This is a genomic window from Bacillus sp. PK6-026 (genome assembly GCF_054161455.1).
The window spans coordinates 1,915,672-1,935,176 of record NZ_CP096418.1; the positions used below are offsets into that span (position 1 = coordinate 1,915,672).

A 19,505-nucleotide genomic window follows, 5' to 3' on the forward strand; every position below is an offset into this window, starting at 1 on the left:
CAAGTTTTTAAGAACTTCATTTATAAAAAATTTTAATGCTTATGATACAATTGAATTGTAGATGTAACACGATGAGCGATAAGTGTTTTGCTGAGGTGCATGATCGGATCGCCCGCATTTTTTCGTTAAGAACCCCTCTTTTTCTAACAATAAAAAAGCCCCCAAATCGAGTTTTCCCTTAGGAAAGGCTCATGACATACCGGATGGAATGGTTTAACATTCCGCCGGGCAGAATAGCTTCGAAAGGATTGAATCACATTGAATGCTGCTCTTGAACGAAACATCATGCTTTTGCTTCTCTGTTTGACAGCAGGTATTGTAGATGTGATTGGGTACTTAAGTATCGGTCACGTATTTACTGCTAATATGACCGGGAATATCGTACTGTTAGGATTATCAATCGGCAATTCTCTTCATGCGACCGCCGTGTACTCGCTGATCGCATTGTTCGGATTTATCATCGGCGTGATTATTTCAGCAGCCATTGTCGGAAAACAAGAAAAATCGTTCTGGCCGTCAGGCGTCACGATTGCACTTGCTGTTGAAGCAGCCGTATTGCTTCTATTTGCTTGTCTGACTTTCTATGAAAGTTCGCCACACTTTTTGATCTTGCTGTTAAGCATGGCGATGGGGCTTCAGACTACAGCAGCCAGAAAGCTCGGCATTGCAGGGATTTCCACTACTGTCCTAACGGGGACGCTCGCAAACTTTTTCGAAGATGTGACAAAACGGTTCCTCAGCAAAAACGACCAAAAGGTCATCCATAAGGACGCATGGCTTCGCGCTTTGACGATTGTGCTCTATTGCCTGGGGGCCGTCATCGCCGCACTTGCTGAGCCTGCGCATCCGTTTGCCGTGATTTGGATTCCAATCACAATCATTATTGGGATTATTGCGATTGCAGGCACAAAGTTTCACGGACGGAGTGAAGACTGAAGGACGGTCCCATACACGAGCATACGCGAACATCGTTTGTTACATACGTTTTATGAGGGTGCCTGTTCGGGTAAAAGAACGGGGGACAGCACCAGTATCGGTTAAGATTGGGAGGAGGATAAATGGTTGGAACACATTAATATGGAGCAGTTTATTTTATTAGCGGCCTTATTGCTGATTATCGGTGTACTGACAACGAAATTTTCGACTAGGCTCGGAGTGCCCGCTCTCGTCTTGTTCTTGATTGTCGGGATGATCATGGGGAGCGACGGTCTCGGAATTATTTATTTTAATAATCCCGAGCTAGCCCAGCTGATCGGAGTTATCGCACTCGTCGTCATCCTTTTTGAAGGCGGTCTGCAAACAAAATGGTCTTCAATCAAAGCGGTCGCCGTTCCTTCATTGTCGCTCGCAACGATTGGCGTTTTGCTGACCACCTGTGTGGTTGCGGTTGCGGCCAAACTGATTTTTAATGTTTCCTGGATGGAAGGCTTTTTATTCGGAGCGATTGTCGGTTCTACAGATGCGGCCGCGATTTTCGCCGTTTTGAAAGGTCAGAATATTAGAGACAGATTGAGCTCTACACTGGAAGCAGAGTCGGGTACAAATGATCCGATGGCGATGTTTTTGACTTTATCGCTCATCCAGCTGCTGACGGCTGATCATTCATCTTATTTCATGCTTGTGATTTCATTTTTCTGGCAGATGGGAATGGGGCTTTTGCTCGGATATGTACTCGGGCGGTTCGCCAGCTTTGCCATCAATAAAATCAACTTGGATTCAAGCGGACTTTATCCGATCTTTGCTCTTGCTTTTGCGCTTCTTACCTACAGTCTTACAGATGTCATCGGGGCGAGCGGCTTGCTTGCCGTCTACATTGCTGCGCTTGTCATCGGAAATCAAGATTTGACTTACCGACATTCTATTTTCAGGTTTAATGAAGGCTTTGCCTGGATGATGCAGATTTTGATGTTTATTATTCTAGGATTATTGGTTTTTCCTGCCCAATTTTTATCTTTCGATATCATTTTCAAAGGCTTCCTGCTTTCGCTGATTTTAATTTTTATCGCCAGACCGGTTGCCGTTTTTCTGTCGACCATCAAAATGGGCTTTCATTTTAACGAAAAAATCTTCTTGTCGTGGGCCGGATTAAAAGGGGCCGTTCCGATCGTTCTCGCAACATTCCCCATGACGATGGGGCTTGAAAACAGCCAATTGGTCTTCAATGTCGTATTCTTCGTCGTTTTAACATCTGCTTTGATCCAAGGATCAACCATATCGGTCTTCGCAGAAAAATTGAAATTGAACGGACCGCAGAAAGTCGAAGCGCCGCATTCGCTCGAGCTTGTTTCCATCGGCAAGGCGAACGCCGAAATTATCGAATTTGAAGTCGATGACCAAACAGCCATCACCGGGCAGGCACTGAAAGACATCAGCTTTCCGAAAGATGCCCTGATCAATGCGATCATCCGAAACGGGGATTTGGTCACGCCGCACGGAGAAACGAAAATTAAATCAGGCGATATTTTGTATATTCTCGTATCGAAAAAACAAAAAAAGGAACTGAAAAAATTATTAAACAGGGAATTTGATTAAGCTTTCGGAAAAGCACAGGACAAGGCTGGCTTGCTTGCTCAGTATGTCACGAATAAAGGTCAATGAAGGGTACTGCACCGGTATTCTTCATTGGCCTTTTTTTGCAATGTGAAAGTTCAGCTTATGTTCCTTACATTGATCCCTTTGTTGATCAATTGTATAATTTAAAAATCAAATATGAGGAGGCGCATGAATGATGAAGTGCAAAAAAATAAATGGGTTAACATTCGAGGGGAAAGCGCATCATTAACCCTATAAACTGCGTGATTCCCCTATAATTTTGGGGGTATCATTCAATTGAAAAACAGTAAAATGCAGTCCTTCAAGCATCAAAAGAAGGCGTTTTGGTGGCTTAGCTTTGTCGCTTTCTTCAGTGTGATGAACGAAACCGTATTTAATGTTGCATTGCCGGACATAAAAAATCAATTTGGCGTGTCGCCTGCCGCGGCAAATTGGGTGAATACGAGTTTTATCATTTCCTTTGCTGCTGGTTCGGTCGTTTACAGCAGGCTTTCTGATATGTATGGTGTCAGAAAGCTGTTTGTGGCCGGACTAATCATCTATGGCGGAGGTTCATTAATAGGCCTTTCGGCTCAGTCTTATTTCACGGCCGTGATCTTTGCGCGCTTTGTTCAAGGAGCCGGGGCTTCCGCTGTACCCGCGCTTATCCTGGTCATCATTACACGCTATGTTCGTCCGGAGGGCCGGGGCAAAGCGTTCGGCCTTGTCGGATCACTAGTGGCAATGGGCGAGGGAATAGGTCCGGCTATCGGCGGAATGATTGTACATCATATTCATTGGTCGTTTCTGTTCCTTCTTCCGATGGCGGCGCTGATGTCGATTCCTTTCTTCCTCAGAAATATGCCTGCTGAAGCCGCTGTAAAAGCAAATCTGGATATCATTGGGATCGTCCTGCTGACAATCAGCATTGTGATGTTCGCTGTATATATATCGCTGTATCATGTCTTTTATTTAGCGGCGGGCATTTTTTGCTTGATTGGAGCTGCGGTTCATACCCGATATGCGGAACATCCTTTTATTGACCGGTCTTTAATCAAGAATCGCAGATATATAGGCGTCGTTTTGGCAGGATGTGTCGTATTGGGAAGCGTTGCGGGAATCGTCTCTATCGTTCCATATATGATGACAGTCTTGTTCAGTTTAAATGCCGATATTATCGGAAGCGGCATTATGCTTCCGGGTAGTGTGGGCGTTATCTTTTTCGGCGTCGCGGGGGGAGCCCTTACCGATCGCTTCGGCAGCCGGTTTGTTTTTACTCTTGGATGGTTATTGATCTTGGCAACCATAGCGGCCGCGTCACAGTTCGGTGACCGGACACCATGGTTGATGACGATGCTGCTCGTGTTTATATTTGGCGGTCTTTCATTTGTGAAGACGTCGATTTCCAATAGTGCCGCAGAAAGCTTGGAAGAAGAGGCTGCAGGCGCTGGAATGGGGATGCTGAATTTTGCCTGTTTTTTATCTGAAGGAATAGGCGTCGCATTTGCAGGAGGCTTGATGGCAGTGCGCGGGTTCGGCTATTCTGCGCTTCCGGCAATGGACAATGCCTGGGGCGCTGTATTCAGCCGCTCGTTTGCCATATTCACAGTCTTTGTATGGGCTGGCGGATTGCTATATTTATTGACTTGCAAACGCAAAAAATCTTAACATATTCGAATGGTTGGGCGGGACCGCCCAGCCGTTTTTTATGTTGTATGGATTTTCTGAAACATGATGAAAGTAAAGGATGAAGAAATTATGAAAGAAGCATCGGCACCTTTGAAATTGACGGACTGACAATTGAATATTCGCGAATAGGTGAAGGGAAGCCGATTCTAGTGATGCATGGAGGCATTTGAATTGAATTTGGGTATCAAGAGAGGTTGACGTAGAGACGACGGCAGGGGAGCCGATTCACATTACCTCATATTGAAGCGGGAACCGTCGAACAAATTAATATACATGCAATGTAAGGGAAGTCTCCCAAACTGCTCTTAAAAGTTCATGATTTGTTTTAAAATAAGGCGGACAATCCGTGTAGTGTACACTATAGTTGATATCAAGGAGGGATTACGGTGTACGAGTCCAAGAAACATTTAAAAGAAGAAATTCATAAGCGTTATTTGTTACTAGATGGGGAGTTTGACGATATCCCCGATCAGTTTAGAGATGTTCGGGATCAAGATGTAGATCGAACGCCAGGGGAAATCCTTGCTTATCAGCTCGGATGGTTAAACCTGTTGATGAGCTGGGACAGGGATGAGCGCTTGGGAAAAACCGTTGTCACTCCCTCTCCTCATTATAAATGGAACCAACTGGGTGCTCTTTATCAATCTTTTTACGATATGTATTCTCACTTTTCGTTAACTGAGCTTCGCCAAGAATTCAAGAAAGCAGAGGCACAACTTCAGTCTTGGATTGATACGCTCACGGATGAAGAATTATTCACCCAAGGTACTTTGAATTGGACAGGTGAAAACCCGAAGTGGCCCGCTATAAGGTTCATTCACGTCAACTCTGTGGCTCCATTTAAAAACTTCAGGACTAAAATAAGGAAGTGGAAGAAGAATCAACTGGGATGAAAGAGTGTTAACATGAAGAAGTGCATTCAAAAGAAACTCAATTTTTCTTGTGAATCTGAAATTAACAATGCTATAAAGTTATCTATATTCACTTCTTTCGAGTCATTTTCCATTTTGCGGAAATCCCGCGATTGAAACGATGCGGTTATGCAATGTGGTAAAACTTTGCATAAAAAACTTAACATTTTAAAAATCCAGCCGATATGATGGATAAATAACTGCACGCTTCCGGCGTATATGGTATGGTAGCTAGTAAGTATAGGAAAAGGGAGGATATGAATGATCATCGTCACAACAGATACAATCGCGAATCAAAATATCGTCGAAGTCAAAGGGCTTGTCACCAGCAGCATCGTTCAGTCGCGGAATATCGGAAAAGATATTCTGTCAGGATTGAAGTCGGTCATTGGCGGAGAATTAAAAAATTACACCCAAATGCTTGAGGATTCGAAAAAAGCTGTGAGGGAACGGCTCGTGAATCAAGCTGAAGAACTCGGAGCAAACGCGATCGTCGGTCTAAGGTTCGAACTATCTGCAGGCCAGGGTACCTCCGAACTAATCGGATATGGTACGGCTGTTGTAATCGGCTGACGTTCAACCGAAAAACGAAGGCGGCGGCTATCATTGCCGCCTCAGCGGGTCAAGAAGGCTTCCCTGTCTGTTTGGTCTCTTTATGTTTTTGAGTCAGATGGGGATACTTTCTGTAGATGACAAGCGCTATGATCGCCATGTATAAGCCGTAGACACCGATAGAGATCAGCTTGTTTTCACTGAAATTGGCACCTGCGATCGAGACGACGAGAACGTTAGGGATTTTTCCAAGTGTCGAAGCCGCGAAAAAGACAGCCCATTTCACCTTGCTTAAACCGCAGACAATATTCATGACAACGGCGGGGATAACGGGGATCAGTCTGCCCAATAGTACGGCTGTAAAAGCATTTTGGTTAAAATAGGCTTCATATTCGCTCATTTTCGGGTATTTCGTTAAGCGTTTGCGAGCCAAATCTCTGAATCCGTAACGTGAGAGGAAGAACAAGAGCATGGTGCCGAGCATCGACCCTGTCAGCGTGATCAGCACGCCGTTTGCGATTCCGAACAAAGCGCCGTTTAATCCGGCAATGAGCGCAAACGGGACGATCGGGAAAAATACACAGGCCGCCACAAGCAGCATGCTGAATAGCACCGAATAAATGCCTCCGTCCCTGATGATGCCGAGCCAGGAATCTTTGCAGACGAATCCGACCGCGATGATACTTGCCATGATGATGATAGTGAATAGTTTTCTGATCATACCGCTCCCGCTGCCTTTCTTTGTTTTTAGCTTCTATATTTGCAATAAAGCTTGTTCCACGTTTGCCAAAATCTCGTCTGTTTTTGACAGGTTGCAATTGCTGAGCATAATCAGCAATTTTTTCTCGTTTATGTATCGGTTAATCGAGCTGATAAAACCGTGGATTTCTCCATCATGCCATATTTTATACTTGTTTTGATGATTAATAAACCATCCGTATCCGATCGAATTGTTTTGAATGAGTGCCGGAGAAGGGCCTTCGGCTGTAAAAGCCGGTTTTTTGACACAGCTGTAAAGCGCTTCTTTCAAAGCGCCATTTGTGACAAGCTTTTCAGTGTAAAGCGCCCTGTCCCATAAGTACAAGTCTTCAACGGTTGAATACAGCCCGCTTTCCCCGTAGCCGTATACGATAGGCGCTTTGATCATTTCGCGATTCAGGCATAAATATCCGACTGTGGGCGAAATATCTTCCGGGGAAGCGAAGAAACCGGAGTTTTTCATGCCTAAAGGGTCAAAGATCAATTCTTGAATGACATCTCCATAAGCTTCATTTGTGATTGTTTCAATGATTTTTGTGAGTAATATGTATCCTGAATTGCTGTAATTAAACCTTTGTCCCGGGCGAAATTCGAGCGGTTTGTCAATAAACCGGCCGATAAATTGGTCTAACGGTGCGCGCTCCAGCTCAATATCGAGCAATTCTTCCTCTAGAAAATCAGGAATTCCGGACGTATGGCTTAATAAATGTTTGATGGTAATGCTGTCGCCGTTCGGATAGCCTTCTAAATAGTTTTGTACCGGATCATCAGTACGAAGCAGCCCCTTTTCTTGCAGCTGCATGACCGCTATGGCTGTGAATTGCTTTGTCAGCGAAGCAATTTGGTAGCGTGTAGACGGTTTATTCTTCACTTTGTCCTTGCAATTAGCATAACCGTATCCTTTCGATAGCAGAATACCGTTTGAGTCTGCCAGCAAAATGCTGCCGTGAAAATGATTGTTGGATGCTTGTTCCATTAAATAATCATCAAGATGTTCCGCTGTATATACCAATAACAACAGTCCTTTCATATCTAATTATGAGGAGAAGGAAACGATAAACGATAGTTTTGAAAGGAAATGAAGCAGGAAGCGCGACAAAATAACATTATAAAAATTTTTTTGTATTTACCATCATTTACAGAATAATTTAAACTAAATTTAAAATATGGCAATTTCATGACATCCGTTAAAACGAGTGCTGTTTTGACGGTTGTTTTTTGTTTTAAAACGATTGAAATATAAGTCGGCAGTATCGAAAAGGGGAATAAAGTCGAGTGCGGCCTTAAACTAAGGTCTAAAGTTTGGTGTTTTTTTGTGAGAAAAAGGACTATATTAGTATTTTTTAATTTTAATTTAATTTTGAAGGGTTTTTCCTTTATTATCTATAATATGTTGTTTAACATAGTGAAAGAGATTTAAAATCATCGTTACTGTTATGAAGCGAAAAATAACGGGAGGTTAAAAAATGGGCCAAAAACATATCGCGATTTTTAATATTCCCGCTCACGGGCATATTAATCCGACGCTTGCTTTAACGGCAAGCCTTGTCAAACGCGGTTATCGGGTAACATATCCGGTAACGGATGAGTTTGTGAAAGCTGTTGAGGAAACTGGGGCAGAGCCGCTCAACTACCGCTCAACTTTAAATATCGATCCGCAGCAAATTCGGGAGCTGATGAAAAATAAAAAGGATATGACACAGGCTCCGATGATGTTTATGAAAGAAATGGAGGAGGTTCTTCCTCAGCTTGAAGCGCTTTATGAGAATGACAAGCCTGACCTCATCCTTTTTGACTTTATGGCCATGGCGGGAAAAATGCTGGCTGAGAAGTTTGGAATAGAGGCGGTTCGCCTTTGTTCTACATATGCACAGAACGAACATTTTTCATTCAAATCAATGTCTGAAGAGTTTAAGATCGAGCTCACGCCTGAGCAAGAAGCCGCTTTGAAAAATGCGAATCTTCCGTCATTTAATTTTGAAGAGATGTTCGAACCGGCAAAATTGAACATTGTATTTATGCCTCGTGCTTTTCAGCCTTACGGCGAAACGTTTGATGAACGGTTCTCTTTTGTCGGTCCCTCTCTAGCCAAACGCAAGTTTCAGGAAAAAGACACGCCGGTTATTTCGGACAGCGGCCGTCCTGTCATGCTGATTTCTTTAGGGACGGCGTTCAATGCCTGGCCGGAATTTTATCATATGTGCATCGAAGCATTCAGGGACACGAAGTGGCAGGTGATCATGGCTGTCGGCACGACAATCGATCCTGAAAGCTTTGACGACATACCTGATAACTTTTCGATTCATCAGCGCGTTCCCCAGCTGGAAATCCTGAAGAAAGCAGAGCTTTTCATCACCCATGGGGGTATGAACAGTACGATGGAAGGATTGAATGCCGGTGTACCGCTTGTTGCCGTCCCGCAAATGCCTGAACAGGAAATCACTGCCCGCCGCGTCGAAGAACTCGGGCTTGGCAAGCATTTGCAGCCGGAGGACACAACAGTTGCTTCATTGCGGGAAGCCGTCTCCCAGACGGACGGTAACCTGGATGTCCTGAAACGCGTAAAGGACATGCAAGAGCACATTAAACAAGCAGGAGGAGCCGAGAAAGCCGCAGATGAAATTGAGTCATTTTTAGCACCGGCAGGAGTGAAATAACCATATGAAGGAACCCGGGAAATCCCCGGGTTTTTTGTTGCAGCCGAAAGGAAGCGGGAAAAGTATACAGAGGCGCTTTTTGAACATACTACCTTCTATTAAATGTATTAAAAAGGAGGAAGTGATTTGTCAAATCAGGGCAATTTCAAAAAAACGATCTCTCTGCTTGACCTGATTTTGATCGGCATGGGAGCGATATTCGGCTCGGCTTGGCTGTTTGCCGTCAGCAATGTCGCTTCAAAAGCCGGGCCCGCGGGAAGCTTTTCGTGGATTATCGGCGGTGTCATTATCCTTTTAATCGGCCTCGTTTATGCAGAGCTGGGAGCTGCTTTGCCGCGGACGGGCGGGATTATCCGCTATCCGGTGTATACCCACGGCCACCTTGTCGGATACTTGATTTCATTTATCACGATCGTTGCCTATACAAGCCTGATTTCAATCGAAGTGACCGCTGTCAGGCAATACGTAGCTTATTGGTTTCCCGGTTTGACGATAAAAGGTTCTGAATCGCCGACGATTATCGGCTGGCTTTTGCAGTTTGTGCTGCTTTGTTTGTTCTTTTTACTCAATTATTGGAGTGTCAAAGCGTTTGCGAAATCAAATTTAATCATTTCGGTTTTTAAGTATTTTGTTCCTTTGACGATCATTGTCGTATTGATATTCCATTTTAAGTCGGCCAACTTTGCGGGAGAATTTGCCCCGTTTGGCTTTGACGGGGTGCAGGCGTCCATTTCGACCGGCGGGGTGATGTTTGCATACCTCGGTCTTCATCCGATCGTTTCGGTCGCCGGTGAAGTGAAAAATCCGCAGCGGAACATCCCGGTCGCTCTGCTGATTTGCATCATTGTTTCGGCTTGCATTTATACGATACTGCAAGTGGTGTTTATCGGAGCAATCCCGACTGATATGCTGAATGACGGCTGGAAAGCGATCGGCAAGGAATTTTCTCTTCCATTCAAAGACATCGCGGTGCTTCTTGGGATGGGCTGGCTTGCCACTCTTGTCGTTCTGGATGCGATCTTATCACCCGGCGGAAACGGCAATATTTTTATGAATACGACGTCGCGCTTGGTTTATGCATGGGCGCGGAACGGCACGTTGTTCAAAGTGTTTGCCAAGGTGAATAAATCGACGGGAATTCCGCGTCCGTCGTTGTGGCTGTCGTTCGCGCTCGCCGTTTTTTGGACGCTTCCTTTTCCGTCTTGGGACGCGCTCGTCAATGTTTGCTCTGTAGCCTTGATTCTTTCCTATGCGATTGCTCCGGTTTCAGCGGCAGCGCTGAATGTGAATGCCAAGCAGCTCAACAAGCCTCTGCAAATCAAGGGGATGGCTGTCATTGCTCCTGTCTCCTTCGTATTTGCGTCGTATATCGTCTATTGGTCAGGCTGGAACACCGTGTCATGGCTGCTCGGATCGCAGCTCGTGATGTTTGCCGTTTATTGCGCGTGTAAAAAATATGTTCCCAAAGACGATGTTTCGTTTGCACAGCAGCTTAAATCAAGCTGGTGGATTGTCGGTTATTATGTCATGCTCTTGATTTTGTCGTATCTCGGCTCATTCGGTAACGGCGTGGGCCTATTGAGGACGCCGGTCGATTTAATCTTGATCGCAGCAGGATCGATTGCGGTATTTTACTGGGCGAAATATACGGCCCTTCCAAAGGCAGTCATTGATTATGATGAGAAAAAAGAAGAAACCGTTTAAATAAGAATCCCCCGCGTATGGACTGCGGGGGATTCACGCGTTTTCATTACAGTTGCGGAAGATCTTTAGCTGTTTCGGCAGCTTTGGTATCAACTTGAATTTGTTGAGATAAATTGGCAGGATGGTAATAACCTTTTGACATCATATAGTTTGTGATCTGTTCATGAGTATCAATCGCGTCGTTTAAATACTGCTTAAGCGTTTCACGCACTTCTGGAGAAGATGTTTCTGTGATAGCAGTGGCAATGTTTTTGACACCGGTTTTCGCTGAGATTAAAAAGTCGGTCGCTATCACTTGTTCAGTCATCGCGCCCATTCCTGTCATGTTTTGGATGAATTCGTTCATACGGTTTCACCTCTCATTGACAGCAGTCCTTGCAAATGCTCGATCTGATGCTTTGTTTGGGAAGCATCCCGTTCCAAGATGTCGCGAAGCTCTTGATCCTGCACCATTCCCGTCATTGTTGATGACTTAGTCAGGCAAAGGTTTTTAAACATTAACAGCTCATGCAGTTCCAATGTTTCATGAATCCCATTATTCAATTGCAAACATTCCTTTCAGATTTGTTATGGTGTGAAGGACACATCATTAGTATCAAGGTTCGTTAGCGGGATTATTCTGTTTGCTGTTTTACAATAAATTACATGTTGCTGTCAGGCTTTTCTGACGCGAAAGAATTTGGTCAAGAGCCAGGTTCCTTGCGGAAAACTGAGCGTGAGCTGCCAGACACCGCCGCCGCCAAGTCCGTATTCGATGATGAGTTGCAGTTTTTTTCCAATACTGCGTGCGTCTTCAAACCATATGATGTGCCTTCTGCCTTGTTCATCTGTGTATTGGAGAAAAGGGGACTCAGACTTTGTATCATATTGAATCGGTACCTGGTGCTTCATGGCGAGATGAACGGCGCCTTGGTTGGCGATTCCCGGATATACGGTACCAGGCTGATAGGGCAGCGTCCAGTTATAGCCGTAAAGCGGAAAGCCGAGAATGATTTTTTCTTTTGGAATATGGCGAAGGGCAAATTGAATCGTCTGCCGGACTTCATTGATCGGAGCGACGGGGCCGGGTTCGCTTGTTCCGTGGTGCCAGTCGTATGCCATGATAAAGACAAGGTCGCTCACTGCGCCGATTCCGCCATAGTCATACCCTTTCAGCCAGGCGATATTTTCATTTGTTTTCGGCGGAACGGCAACCGTCAACACATAACCGGAAGGCTTCAGCCGCTCTTTCAACAGGCGGAGAAAACCTGAAAATAAATCTCTGTCTTCCTCCACAATCTGTTCGAAATCAATATTGACGCCAGCATATCCTTTTCTGGAAATCGTTTGAACAATATTGTCGATGAGTCGGTTTCTTACGACAGGCTGATTTAATACGCGGTGCGCAAGAGACGGACTAAAGCCTGTTTCTGTCAGATTGGTGACTGTCATGAGGGGAGGAACGCGCCGCCTCCAGGCCGTTTGTACCGCCGGTGAATCATTCAGCTCGCTTAACGATCCGTCGCTTGAAATATGGTATTCAAAAAATGCCAGATATGTGGCGTAGGGGGCAAAATTATGAATCAATTCCTGGTCTAAGCCTGGGTTTCTCAATGTGTAATATCCTAAAGCGGTGATCGGTTTTTTCGGTAATTCCGGAATCGTCACTTTCATCCCCGGCCTCATATTGGCAGGCGTTACAGACGGATTTGCTTTTTGCAATGCTTCGGCGGTTACAAACGTCCGGCGGGCAATCGAATCATAATTGTCTCCCTGCTGAACCGTATATGTATAAAGCGGTATTAAAAGAGCCTGTCCGGGGACAATGTTTGTTTCGACCAACCCGTTTACCAATCGGATCTGGTCAATCGAAATTCCGAACCTGGCACCGATGACAAATAATGAATCTCCCGGCTGAACCGTATAAATAAACAACGGGCACACTTCCTTTTGTTCCTCTGTATGTGACAGGGGTTTTATGCTATGTCTATGACCGGCGCTGAAGGATCATGCGCCGATTTTCTCAATCGGAATGGTGAATAGATCCGTGAAGCGGATAATTCTTGACTGATCGATCTAAAAAGTGTATTCTTCAAATAAAGGAGGTGATAAAGGCTTGGGAAGAAGCAAAGAATTCGATACCGCCCTCGTCCTTCATAAAGCAATGGAGGTTTTCGGCCAATTCGGCTATGAAGGCGCATCGATGCAAGAGCTGCTCAGCCGCCTGGGAATTGCCAGGCAAAGTCTGTACAATACATTCGGCACGAAACGGGATCTGTTTATTGCCGCTCTTACAAGATATCTTGATGATAAAAATGCTCAAGTAATCGCCAGGCTTGAAAGCCCCGGCTCAGTGAAGCAATCGGTTCGGCAGATCTTTCAGGAAAGCTTAAACGCTCTGAAAGACCCCGAGCGCTCAAAGGCATGCTATATCATCAACAGTGCAATTGAACAAATTCCCCGTGATCAAGAGGTTGCCGAATACTTTGATAAGCAGACAAAGCAACTGGAAACCGCCTTTTACAAAGCGCTTGTCCGGGCCGAGTCACAGGGGGAACTAAAGAAGGGAGGTCAAGATCTTTCAGCAGTTGCCCGTTTTTTAAATCAAACCCGGCTGTCGCTCACGTTTCAGGCGAAGTTAACGGGGGACTTTGACGCCCTTCAGGATTTGATCGATGTCAGCCTGTCTGTTCTTGATTAAAGAATTTTTTCGTCAAGGAAGATGGGCTGCCGCTCGTTTTTATCACTATTTTAGACCAAGTGGTCAAAAAAATAATGGGGGAAAGAAAATGGCGCATACGATAACCGATGTGATGGAACAATTTTTGCAGTCGATGCTCGAAAAGGATATGGAAAAGTGGATACAGCTTTGGGATCAAGACGCGGTGTTTGAGCATCCATATGCACCGCCAGGTTTTCCTAAAAAACTAGAAGGAAAGTCGGCGATTTACGAATATATAAAGGATTTTCCCGAAAAGATCGATATTGTCCGCTTCACAGCACCCACTATTCATCAAATGGCAAATACGGGCTATGCAGCTGTCGAATTTGAATGTGAAGGCACGGTGTGCGAGACGGGGCTTCCTTATAACCAACAGTACATCAGCCTTGTAAACATGAAAGAGGGCAAAATTGTCCACTACAAAGATTATTGGAATCCTCTGACTGTCATCGAATCGTTCGGGGGACGGCTGCAGACTTTTTAATGACGTAACAAGGAGTGATAAAAGTGGAGAAAAAAATATTGATTACCGGCGGAACCGGCACGACTGGAAGCCGAATCGCCAAACGGCTTGTACGTTTGGGGGCCGGTGTCCGGATCGCAAGCCGGAGAATGCCTGCAATGGCCGGAACGGAACATGTGTATTTTGACTGGAATGATCAAAAAACTTACAGAGACGCATTAAAAAACACGAACTCATTGTATTTGGTTGCGCCTGTCGGTGTATTCGAACCGTCGCCGCTCGTTGTGCCGTTTTTGGAAATGGCAGCGGCATCCGGCGTCCGCCGCATTGTTCTGCTCAGCGCTGCCATTATTGATGAAGACGGACCCGTATTCGGGAAGCTTCATCACGCGGTCAGGCGATATGTTCCTGAATGGACGGTGCTAAAGCCTTCATATTTCATGCAGAATTTTGACCATCAGCATGGCGCTTCGATTCGGAAGAAAAATGAAATCGTCACGGCGTCAGGCAGCGGCAAAGTCGGGTTTATAGAGGCAGACGATATTGCTGAAGTGGCTGTGCGCGCATTGCTTGATCAAAAGCCGCATAATACGAGCCATATCTTGACCGGGCCGGAAGCCTTGAGTTATGCTGAAGCCGCGGCAATCATCGGCAGAGCGGCAGGCCGCGACGTCAGGCATGTCAATGTCGAAGTGTCCGCTTTGAGGGAAAGGTATATAAAAGCAGGATTATCTCCCGATTATGCCGGATTCATGTCGGAACTAGACGAGAAAATCAAGAATGGCAAAGAAAACCGCATCACAGATACAGTGGAACGCATCACGGGAAAAAAAACCGCGTTCACTGGCTGATTTCGCCAATGAACACGCCGGACGCTGGCGTCTGCTTTAACCCGTTCCTGAGACTGAACGGTCTTTTCTCTTTATTTTTGACCGTTCAGTCTAATTAGTAGAATGTTTCGTTGATTTCCCATGACTCAACTGTACAGTAGGCCAAGTGAGGGTCCATACCCATGCCCATTAAATAAGCCATTGCCGCTACTTCTTCCATGGCGTGGTGATAGGAAGTGGTTTGCGCTTCATTTAAACCGTAATGAACAAAAGGCGCAACTGTGCACAACGTCTTATGTTTCAAGTGCGGAAACAACGGACATTTGATGTGGTGCACGGCTGCTTCGGCGTGCTGATACTGGGGGATATGCATATGCTGTTCGGGAGCCGGTGTCTGCTGTAAATGTTCTACATTCTCCATTTCTTTTCGTCCTTTCTTGCGCGGATTTTCGTTGTATTCTATGTTCCGCTCATGCCCCGTGTGTTAGACGGCTGTCACGGTTTACCGGTTTTTTAGGCAAATCAACAGACAGAAAGGTCAAATACCGGTAGACTTTAAGCAGGATAAAAAAAGGAGGTATTTTTTATGGCTAAACATCATTTTTACCTTCAGGCAGACTGGCCTGGAAAACGTAACGACATCGGAAGGATTGAAAGCGGGAATTTAAAAACAGAAATTTCAATTCCAAAGGAAATGGACGGTCCGGGGGCAGGGACAAACCCTGACGAAATGCTGCTCGGCGCCGCTGCGACTTGCTATATCATCACGCTTGCAGCCATGATGGAAAGAAGCGGATTGGAAAAAGAGAGCCTGACGATGGAATCCGAGGCTGTTGTCGATGTGACAGGCGGGGTGTTTACGTACGAAAAAATCATTCACAGACCTCTGATCCGCCTTCCGAAAGAAGCGGCGGAAAAAGAGGTCCAACTTGCCGGAAGGCTGGCTGAAAAGGCGGAGACATCCTGTATGATATCAAGGGCGGTTCAGGGCAATGTCGCCATTGAATTAGACCCGAAGATTGTCGTCTCCAAAGCGGATTAGATTTCGATCGTGAGCTGAGCCTTTTGGTCTGCGGCGTCAGCATGCTTTGAATTGAGCAAAAAGACGCCGCAGATGATCAATACAAGCCCAATAAGAGTTTTGAGATTGAATGGCTCCTGAAATATAAAATACCCGATCGCAGCTGTCAAAGCCGTCCCGGTGCCGGCCCAAGTCGCATAAGCCGCAGATAGAGGCAGTGTTTTTAATGAAAAGCTCAGAAACGTAAAAGAAGCCGCAAAACCGATTATGACACCGGCCGCGGGCAGGGGGGCGCTAAAGCCTTCTGACAGCTTCAGCATCGTGCTTCCGAATACTTCGGACAAAATGGCAGCCGCCAAAAAGATCATGCCTTTCATGACATTCTCCTCCTTATGACAGATTGATCAGGACAACGCCTGACACGAGACAAATAATGCCGGCGATATTTCGCCGGTTCAGCTTTTCTTGAAACCACAAGACGCCGATGATTGCAGTCAGAACGGTGCCAGCTCCGCTCCAAGTCGCATAGGAGAGGCTTAGCGGGATGACCTGCAATGTGAGCGACATCATGTAAAATGCGAGACCGTAGCCGATCACTACGAGAACCGACGGCCGCCAGCGCGCGAACCCGTCAGAGATTTTCAGCATGGCGGCTGCCGCCGCTTCTGACAAGATGGCGATCAGCAGAAAAATGTAGCCTGCAATCATATGAAATCCTCCTCTATCAATGTTATTCCATGATTCAAAAGGAGAGCTTTCTCTTCGTCAGCCAGCAGTTCCAATTGAAACAAAAGACTTTGACCATTTGCCAGCGCTCTTTTCACACAACTCACGCTGCAGTTTAAGACATGCTGCCGCAGCAAGGGCGCTTGTACAAAGTTAGTTTTCATTCGAATATCAAAAAACGCAGCCCATAAACGATCTTAAAGTGTTAAAGGTGTATTCCGCAATCGTCATGAGGCCGCTTCAAAGATTTCTTCTTTTTTAGACATAAAAAAACCCGTATTACTAACCGGTTGGTAAAATCCATCTTAATTGATGCAAAAGTTCTAAGTCAAGAAAAAAGTTATGTAAAAAGGCCCCTGGAAGAGCCTTTATCTGTCAGAAAAAAGGATAGTAAGGATACGGCGGATACGGATATCCCCAAGGGCCGAGAAGCGCTCCGGCAGTAAGTCCGCCCAAAAAACCTCCGAAGAAGGGGCCCGGACCGAAAAACGGACGCGGGCCGAAAAACGGGCGCCCAAAAGGTCCGCCAAAGAAAGGTCTGCCGATGATGCGCTGGTTGTCGTCGCCGTATACAGGAGCGTGCTCGAAATGATTCATAAAAAAATCCCTCCAATAATAAAATGAAACCTGACTAACATCACTGTATTCTGCCCAGCCGTTTTTGCTTGGGCGCCCGTCGTATTTTTTAGTGAAGCCGCCCTTAAAAAGGAGTGAATGAAACATGACGCTGTATCAGTCGGATTGGTCAAAAGCGCCTCCCCATGCCCACGCCTACAGGGCGAGAACATCGACTGCCAATGGCCATTACCACCTAATTGAAGGCTTTTCCCAGCCGGCAAACGGGAGCAATACAGATGGGCACGTTCATTTTTATTCCGGCATCACTTCTTTCGATAAGGGACATTATCACAGGTATTACGCGATTACGGGGCCCGCGATTCCGCGGGCGGACGGCACGCATTATCATGAAATCGGGGGCACGACCTATCTGGCATATTCTGCGGCTCCCCCGATCAGATTTGGCGGAGTCGTGTATGTAAGCGATGGAATAAAGGAGAGGCACCGGCATACTTTTAAAGGTTCCACTAGAGAAATTGTGGGGAATGAGCCGATAGGGTGGTGAGGGAATGTTTGGAAAGCAATGAAAACGGGTAAAATGAAATGGATGTTTTTGAACGTGAAATGGTATAATGGGAGGAGCTTGTTTAAAGAGAGTGATCAGCAGTGAATAAAACGAAACCGCCGGTCATCGTTTTGATCGGACCGACCGCTGTCGGTAAAACAAAATTAAGCGTGATGCTTGCCGAGCATTTGAATGCGGAAATTATCAGCGGAGATTCGATGCAGATTTACAAAAGAATGGATATCGGCACAGCAAAAATTAAAGAAGAAGAAATGAACGGGGTTCCGCATCACTTGATCGATATTAAAGAACCGACGGAATCTTTCTCGGTTGCTGAATATCAGGAGATCGTCAGACAAAAAATCGCAGAGATTGGCAGGCGAGGGAAGCTTCCGATGATTGTGGGGGGGACAGGGCTCTATATCCAGTCTGTCCTTTACGACTATTCATTCACAGAGGAAGCGGGCGACCCTGAGTTCCGAGCGGAGATGGAGGCGCTCTCTGACAAGAGAGGAGCCGAATATGTTCACTGTCTATTGAAAGAGCGCGATCCCGGAGCGGCAAAAGCCATTCATCCAAACAATAAACGAAGGGTCATCAGGGCGCTTGAAATTTTCCATACGACAGGAAAAACGATGTCTGAACATATGGAAGGACAGCGGAAAGAGCTTTTATACACCACGGCTCTCATCGGTTTGACGATGGAGCGGGAAGTGCTGTATGACAGGATCAACAGCCGCGTAGACCAGATGATGGATGAGGGGCTGCTGAATGAAGTGAAACAGCTTTATGATGAAAACATAAGAAATTGCCAGTCTGTTCAGGCCATCGGGTACAAAGAGCTTTATGCGTACCTTGAAGGCAGAGCGTCCTTGGAAGAGGCGGTTGAGACGTTGAAGCGGAATTCGAGACGCTACGCCAAAAGACAGCTGACATGGTTCAGAAATCAAATGGATGTCGCCTGGTATGACATGACGCCCCCTGTCAATATCGAGCAGAAAAAACAGGAAATTTTCACTTACATAGCAGGAAAGCTCGAACTTTAATCGAAACAGTATGGTATAGAGAAACAAGGAGGACCAGAAACATGAAATCGATAAATATTCAAGATCAGTTTTTGAATCAGATTCGGAAAGAAAGTACATTTGTCACGGTCTTTTTACTGAATGGATTTCAGCTGCGCGGACAAGTAAAAGGATTTGACAACTTTACAGTGTTGATTGAATCGGAAGGAAAGCAGCAGCTTATATACAAACATGCCATTTCCACATTTGCACCGCAAAAAAACGTTCAACTCGAACTCGAATAGCGATTTACGGCTAAAAGACCATGCCTGGCATGGTCTTTTCAGATTGCCTGACAAAATCCTGAAACAGTTTACTGTTTTGGGATTTTGTCGTTTTCGAGGCGACTTTACAATCAACTGCGGCCGTTGCCGGTCCGAGCAGGAGTCTGGGAATAAAAGGAACGGCGACCAATTGCCTGACATCCTGTCTAAAACGCCGCCGTCATCACGTCCTGTGAAAGACCGAGGCATTCAAATTTACAAAGCGGCATCTAATCGCTAAACTAAGTAGTGTTTACATCAATTCAGTTTGAAAATGAAAAGGAATGAGCGAACAATGAAACCTAAGATCGTCATCAACCATTGGGAAGAGACGTGTGAAGATGATTCCTGCTATGAATACGGCACAAGTATTCTCGTCAATGGAAAAGAACTTGTCAGGGAAGCGTCGATCATGACGGCTGTTCAGTCGGTTCTTAAGGAACTCGGCATCGAAGCCGATATTAAAGAGGTATGCGAGAACAAGTGCTGTGACACTTACAAAAAATAAGC

The 19,505-nt window shown here is 45.6% G+C and carries 23 protein-coding genes and 1 pseudogene; 15 read left to right on the plus strand and 9 right to left on the minus strand.

What is annotated here, in order from left to right:
- The first annotated feature begins 258 nt into the window (after positions 1-258).
- The 5 genes from M1D59_RS09840 to M1D59_RS09860 all read left to right on the plus strand — a co-directional run bounded on the left by M1D59_RS09840 (position 259) and on the right by M1D59_RS09860 (position 5,705).
- Positions 259-936, plus strand: a complete 678-nt coding sequence (locus M1D59_RS09840; RefSeq protein WP_020451479.1) for a YoaK family protein — start codon at positions 259-261, stop codon at positions 934-936.
- A 126-nt stretch (positions 937-1,062) separates the two neighbouring features.
- Positions 1,063-2,532 (plus strand): potassium/proton antiporter, encoded by a 1,470-nt coding sequence (locus M1D59_RS09845; RefSeq protein ID WP_020451480.1) that lies wholly within the window; start codon positions 1,063-1,065, stop codon positions 2,530-2,532.
- Between the two features lie 297 nt (positions 2,533-2,829).
- Positions 2,830-4,200 (plus strand): MFS transporter, encoded by a 1,371-nt coding sequence (locus tag M1D59_RS09850; RefSeq protein WP_458118004.1) that lies wholly within the window; start codon positions 2,830-2,832, stop codon positions 4,198-4,200.
- Positions 4,201-4,601: 401 nt separating this feature from the next.
- Positions 4,602-5,114, plus strand: a complete 513-nt coding sequence (locus M1D59_RS09855) for a ClbS/DfsB family four-helix bundle protein (protein ID WP_025811465.1) — start codon at positions 4,602-4,604, stop codon at positions 5,112-5,114.
- A 279-nt stretch (positions 5,115-5,393) separates the two neighbouring features.
- Positions 5,394-5,705, plus strand: coding sequence for a YbjQ family protein (locus M1D59_RS09860; protein WP_003182008.1), 312 nt, complete (start codon positions 5,394-5,396; stop codon positions 5,703-5,705).
- A gap of 49 nt (positions 5,706-5,754) precedes the next feature.
- Here the strand turns inward: M1D59_RS09860 and M1D59_RS09865 are convergent, their stop codons facing one another.
- Complete coding sequence (locus M1D59_RS09865) at positions 5,755-6,405, minus strand: TVP38/TMEM64 family protein (RefSeq protein ID WP_458118005.1); 651 nt, start codon at positions 6,403-6,405, stop codon at positions 5,755-5,757.
- A 33-nt stretch (positions 6,406-6,438) separates the two neighbouring features.
- Complete coding sequence (locus tag M1D59_RS09870; RefSeq protein ID WP_224146053.1) at positions 6,439-7,455, minus strand: serine hydrolase domain-containing protein; 1,017 nt, start codon at positions 7,453-7,455, stop codon at positions 6,439-6,441.
- A gap of 454 nt (positions 7,456-7,909) precedes the next feature.
- Here M1D59_RS09870 and yjiC point away from each other — a divergent pair, with 454 nt between their 5' ends.
- Both yjiC and M1D59_RS09880 read left to right on the plus strand, forming a co-directional pair.
- Positions 7,910-9,100 (plus strand): UDP-glycosyltransferase YjiC, encoded by a 1,191-nt coding sequence (gene yjiC / locus M1D59_RS09875; protein ID WP_020451485.1) that lies wholly within the window; start codon positions 7,910-7,912, stop codon positions 9,098-9,100.
- A 126-nt stretch (positions 9,101-9,226) separates the two neighbouring features.
- A complete protein-coding gene (locus M1D59_RS09880) occupies positions 9,227-10,804 on the plus strand; it encodes an APC family permease (protein WP_075213253.1) in 1,578 nt (525 codons plus the stop codon).
- 46 nt (positions 10,805-10,850) lie between these two features.
- Here the strand turns inward: M1D59_RS09880 and M1D59_RS09885 are convergent, their stop codons facing one another.
- The 3 genes from M1D59_RS09885 to M1D59_RS09895 all read right to left on the minus strand — a co-directional run bounded on the left by M1D59_RS09885 (position 10,851) and on the right by M1D59_RS09895 (position 12,718).
- Positions 10,851-11,150 (minus strand): spore coat protein, encoded by a 300-nt coding sequence (locus tag M1D59_RS09885; protein WP_020451487.1) that lies wholly within the window; start codon positions 11,148-11,150, stop codon positions 10,851-10,853.
- Positions 11,147-11,347 carry a spore coat protein gene (locus M1D59_RS09890; protein WP_023857660.1) on the minus strand — a complete coding sequence of 67 codons (201 nt, stop codon included), beginning with the start codon at positions 11,345-11,347 and terminating at the stop codon, positions 11,147-11,149. Before M1D59_RS09890 ends, M1D59_RS09885 begins: the two co-directional genes overlap by 4 nt.
- Positions 11,348-11,458: 111 nt before the next feature.
- A complete protein-coding gene (locus M1D59_RS09895) occupies positions 11,459-12,718 on the minus strand; it encodes a glycosyl hydrolase family 18 protein (protein WP_458118006.1) in 1,260 nt (419 codons plus the stop codon).
- Positions 12,719-12,899: 181 nt separating this feature from the next.
- Between M1D59_RS09895 and M1D59_RS09900 the strand changes: the two genes are divergently transcribed.
- From M1D59_RS09900 to M1D59_RS09910, 3 genes and pseudogenes are all read left to right on the plus strand, one after another.
- Positions 12,900-13,484, plus strand: coding sequence for a TetR/AcrR family transcriptional regulator (locus tag M1D59_RS09900; RefSeq protein ID WP_020451490.1), 585 nt, complete (start codon positions 12,900-12,902; stop codon positions 13,482-13,484).
- An 88-nt stretch (positions 13,485-13,572) separates the two neighbouring features.
- The gene (locus tag M1D59_RS09905; RefSeq protein WP_020451491.1) at positions 13,573-13,989 is read left to right on the plus strand and encodes a nuclear transport factor 2 family protein; all 417 of its coding nucleotides are present in this window, start codon (positions 13,573-13,575) and stop codon (positions 13,987-13,989) included.
- Positions 13,990-14,006: 17 nt separating this feature from the next.
- A pseudogene (locus M1D59_RS09910) lies at positions 14,007-14,859 on the plus strand (NmrA family NAD(P)-binding protein).
- Between the two features lie 54 nt (positions 14,860-14,913).
- On the opposite strand, the gene M1D59_RS09915 reads toward M1D59_RS09910, so the two are convergent.
- On the minus strand, positions 14,914-15,219 hold the full coding sequence (locus tag M1D59_RS09915) for a hypothetical protein (RefSeq protein WP_020451493.1): 306 nt from the start codon (positions 15,217-15,219) through the stop codon (positions 14,914-14,916).
- A gap of 165 nt (positions 15,220-15,384) precedes the next feature.
- Between M1D59_RS09915 and M1D59_RS09920 the strand changes: the two genes are divergently transcribed.
- Positions 15,385-15,840 carry an OsmC family protein gene (locus M1D59_RS09920; RefSeq protein ID WP_020451494.1) on the plus strand — a complete coding sequence of 152 codons (456 nt, stop codon included), beginning with the start codon at positions 15,385-15,387 and terminating at the stop codon, positions 15,838-15,840.
- Here the strand turns inward: M1D59_RS09920 and erbB are convergent.
- The 3 genes from erbB to M1D59_RS09935 all read right to left on the minus strand — a co-directional run bounded on the left by erbB (position 15,837) and on the right by M1D59_RS09935 (position 17,142).
- Positions 15,837-16,196, minus strand: a complete 360-nt coding sequence (erbB, locus tag M1D59_RS09925; RefSeq protein WP_020451495.1) for an SMR family multidrug efflux transporter EbrB — start codon at positions 16,194-16,196, stop codon at positions 15,837-15,839. The genes M1D59_RS09920 and erbB overlap by 4 nt on opposite strands.
- A gap of 13 nt (positions 16,197-16,209) precedes the next feature.
- Positions 16,210-16,548: an SMR family multidrug efflux transporter EbrA gene (gene erbA, locus M1D59_RS09930; protein ID WP_080131392.1), complete on the minus strand. Its 339-nt coding sequence runs from the start codon at positions 16,546-16,548 to the stop codon at positions 16,210-16,212.
- 372 nt (positions 16,549-16,920) lie between these two features.
- Positions 16,921-17,142, minus strand: a complete 222-nt coding sequence (locus M1D59_RS09935; protein WP_020451497.1) for a hypothetical protein — start codon at positions 17,140-17,142, stop codon at positions 16,921-16,923.
- A 124-nt stretch (positions 17,143-17,266) separates the two neighbouring features.
- Between M1D59_RS09935 and M1D59_RS09940 the strand changes: the two genes are divergently transcribed.
- The 4 genes from M1D59_RS09940 to M1D59_RS09955 all read left to right on the plus strand — a co-directional run bounded on the left by M1D59_RS09940 (position 17,267) and on the right by M1D59_RS09955 (position 19,503).
- The gene (locus M1D59_RS09940; RefSeq protein WP_020451498.1) at positions 17,267-17,668 is read left to right on the plus strand and encodes a YmaF family protein; all 402 of its coding nucleotides are present in this window, start codon (positions 17,267-17,269) and stop codon (positions 17,666-17,668) included.
- A gap of 101 nt (positions 17,669-17,769) precedes the next feature.
- Positions 17,770-18,714 (plus strand): tRNA (adenosine(37)-N6)-dimethylallyltransferase MiaA, encoded by a 945-nt coding sequence (miaA, locus tag M1D59_RS09945; RefSeq protein ID WP_025811482.1) that lies wholly within the window; start codon positions 17,770-17,772, stop codon positions 18,712-18,714.
- A 41-nt stretch (positions 18,715-18,755) separates the two neighbouring features.
- A complete protein-coding gene (gene hfq / locus M1D59_RS09950; RefSeq protein ID WP_020451500.1) occupies positions 18,756-18,977 on the plus strand; it encodes an RNA chaperone Hfq in 222 nt (73 codons plus the stop codon).
- Between the two features lie 313 nt (positions 18,978-19,290).
- Positions 19,291-19,503, plus strand: coding sequence for a hypothetical protein (locus M1D59_RS09955; protein ID WP_020451502.1), 213 nt, complete (start codon positions 19,291-19,293; stop codon positions 19,501-19,503).
- Positions 19,504-19,505 lie beyond the last annotated feature (2 nt).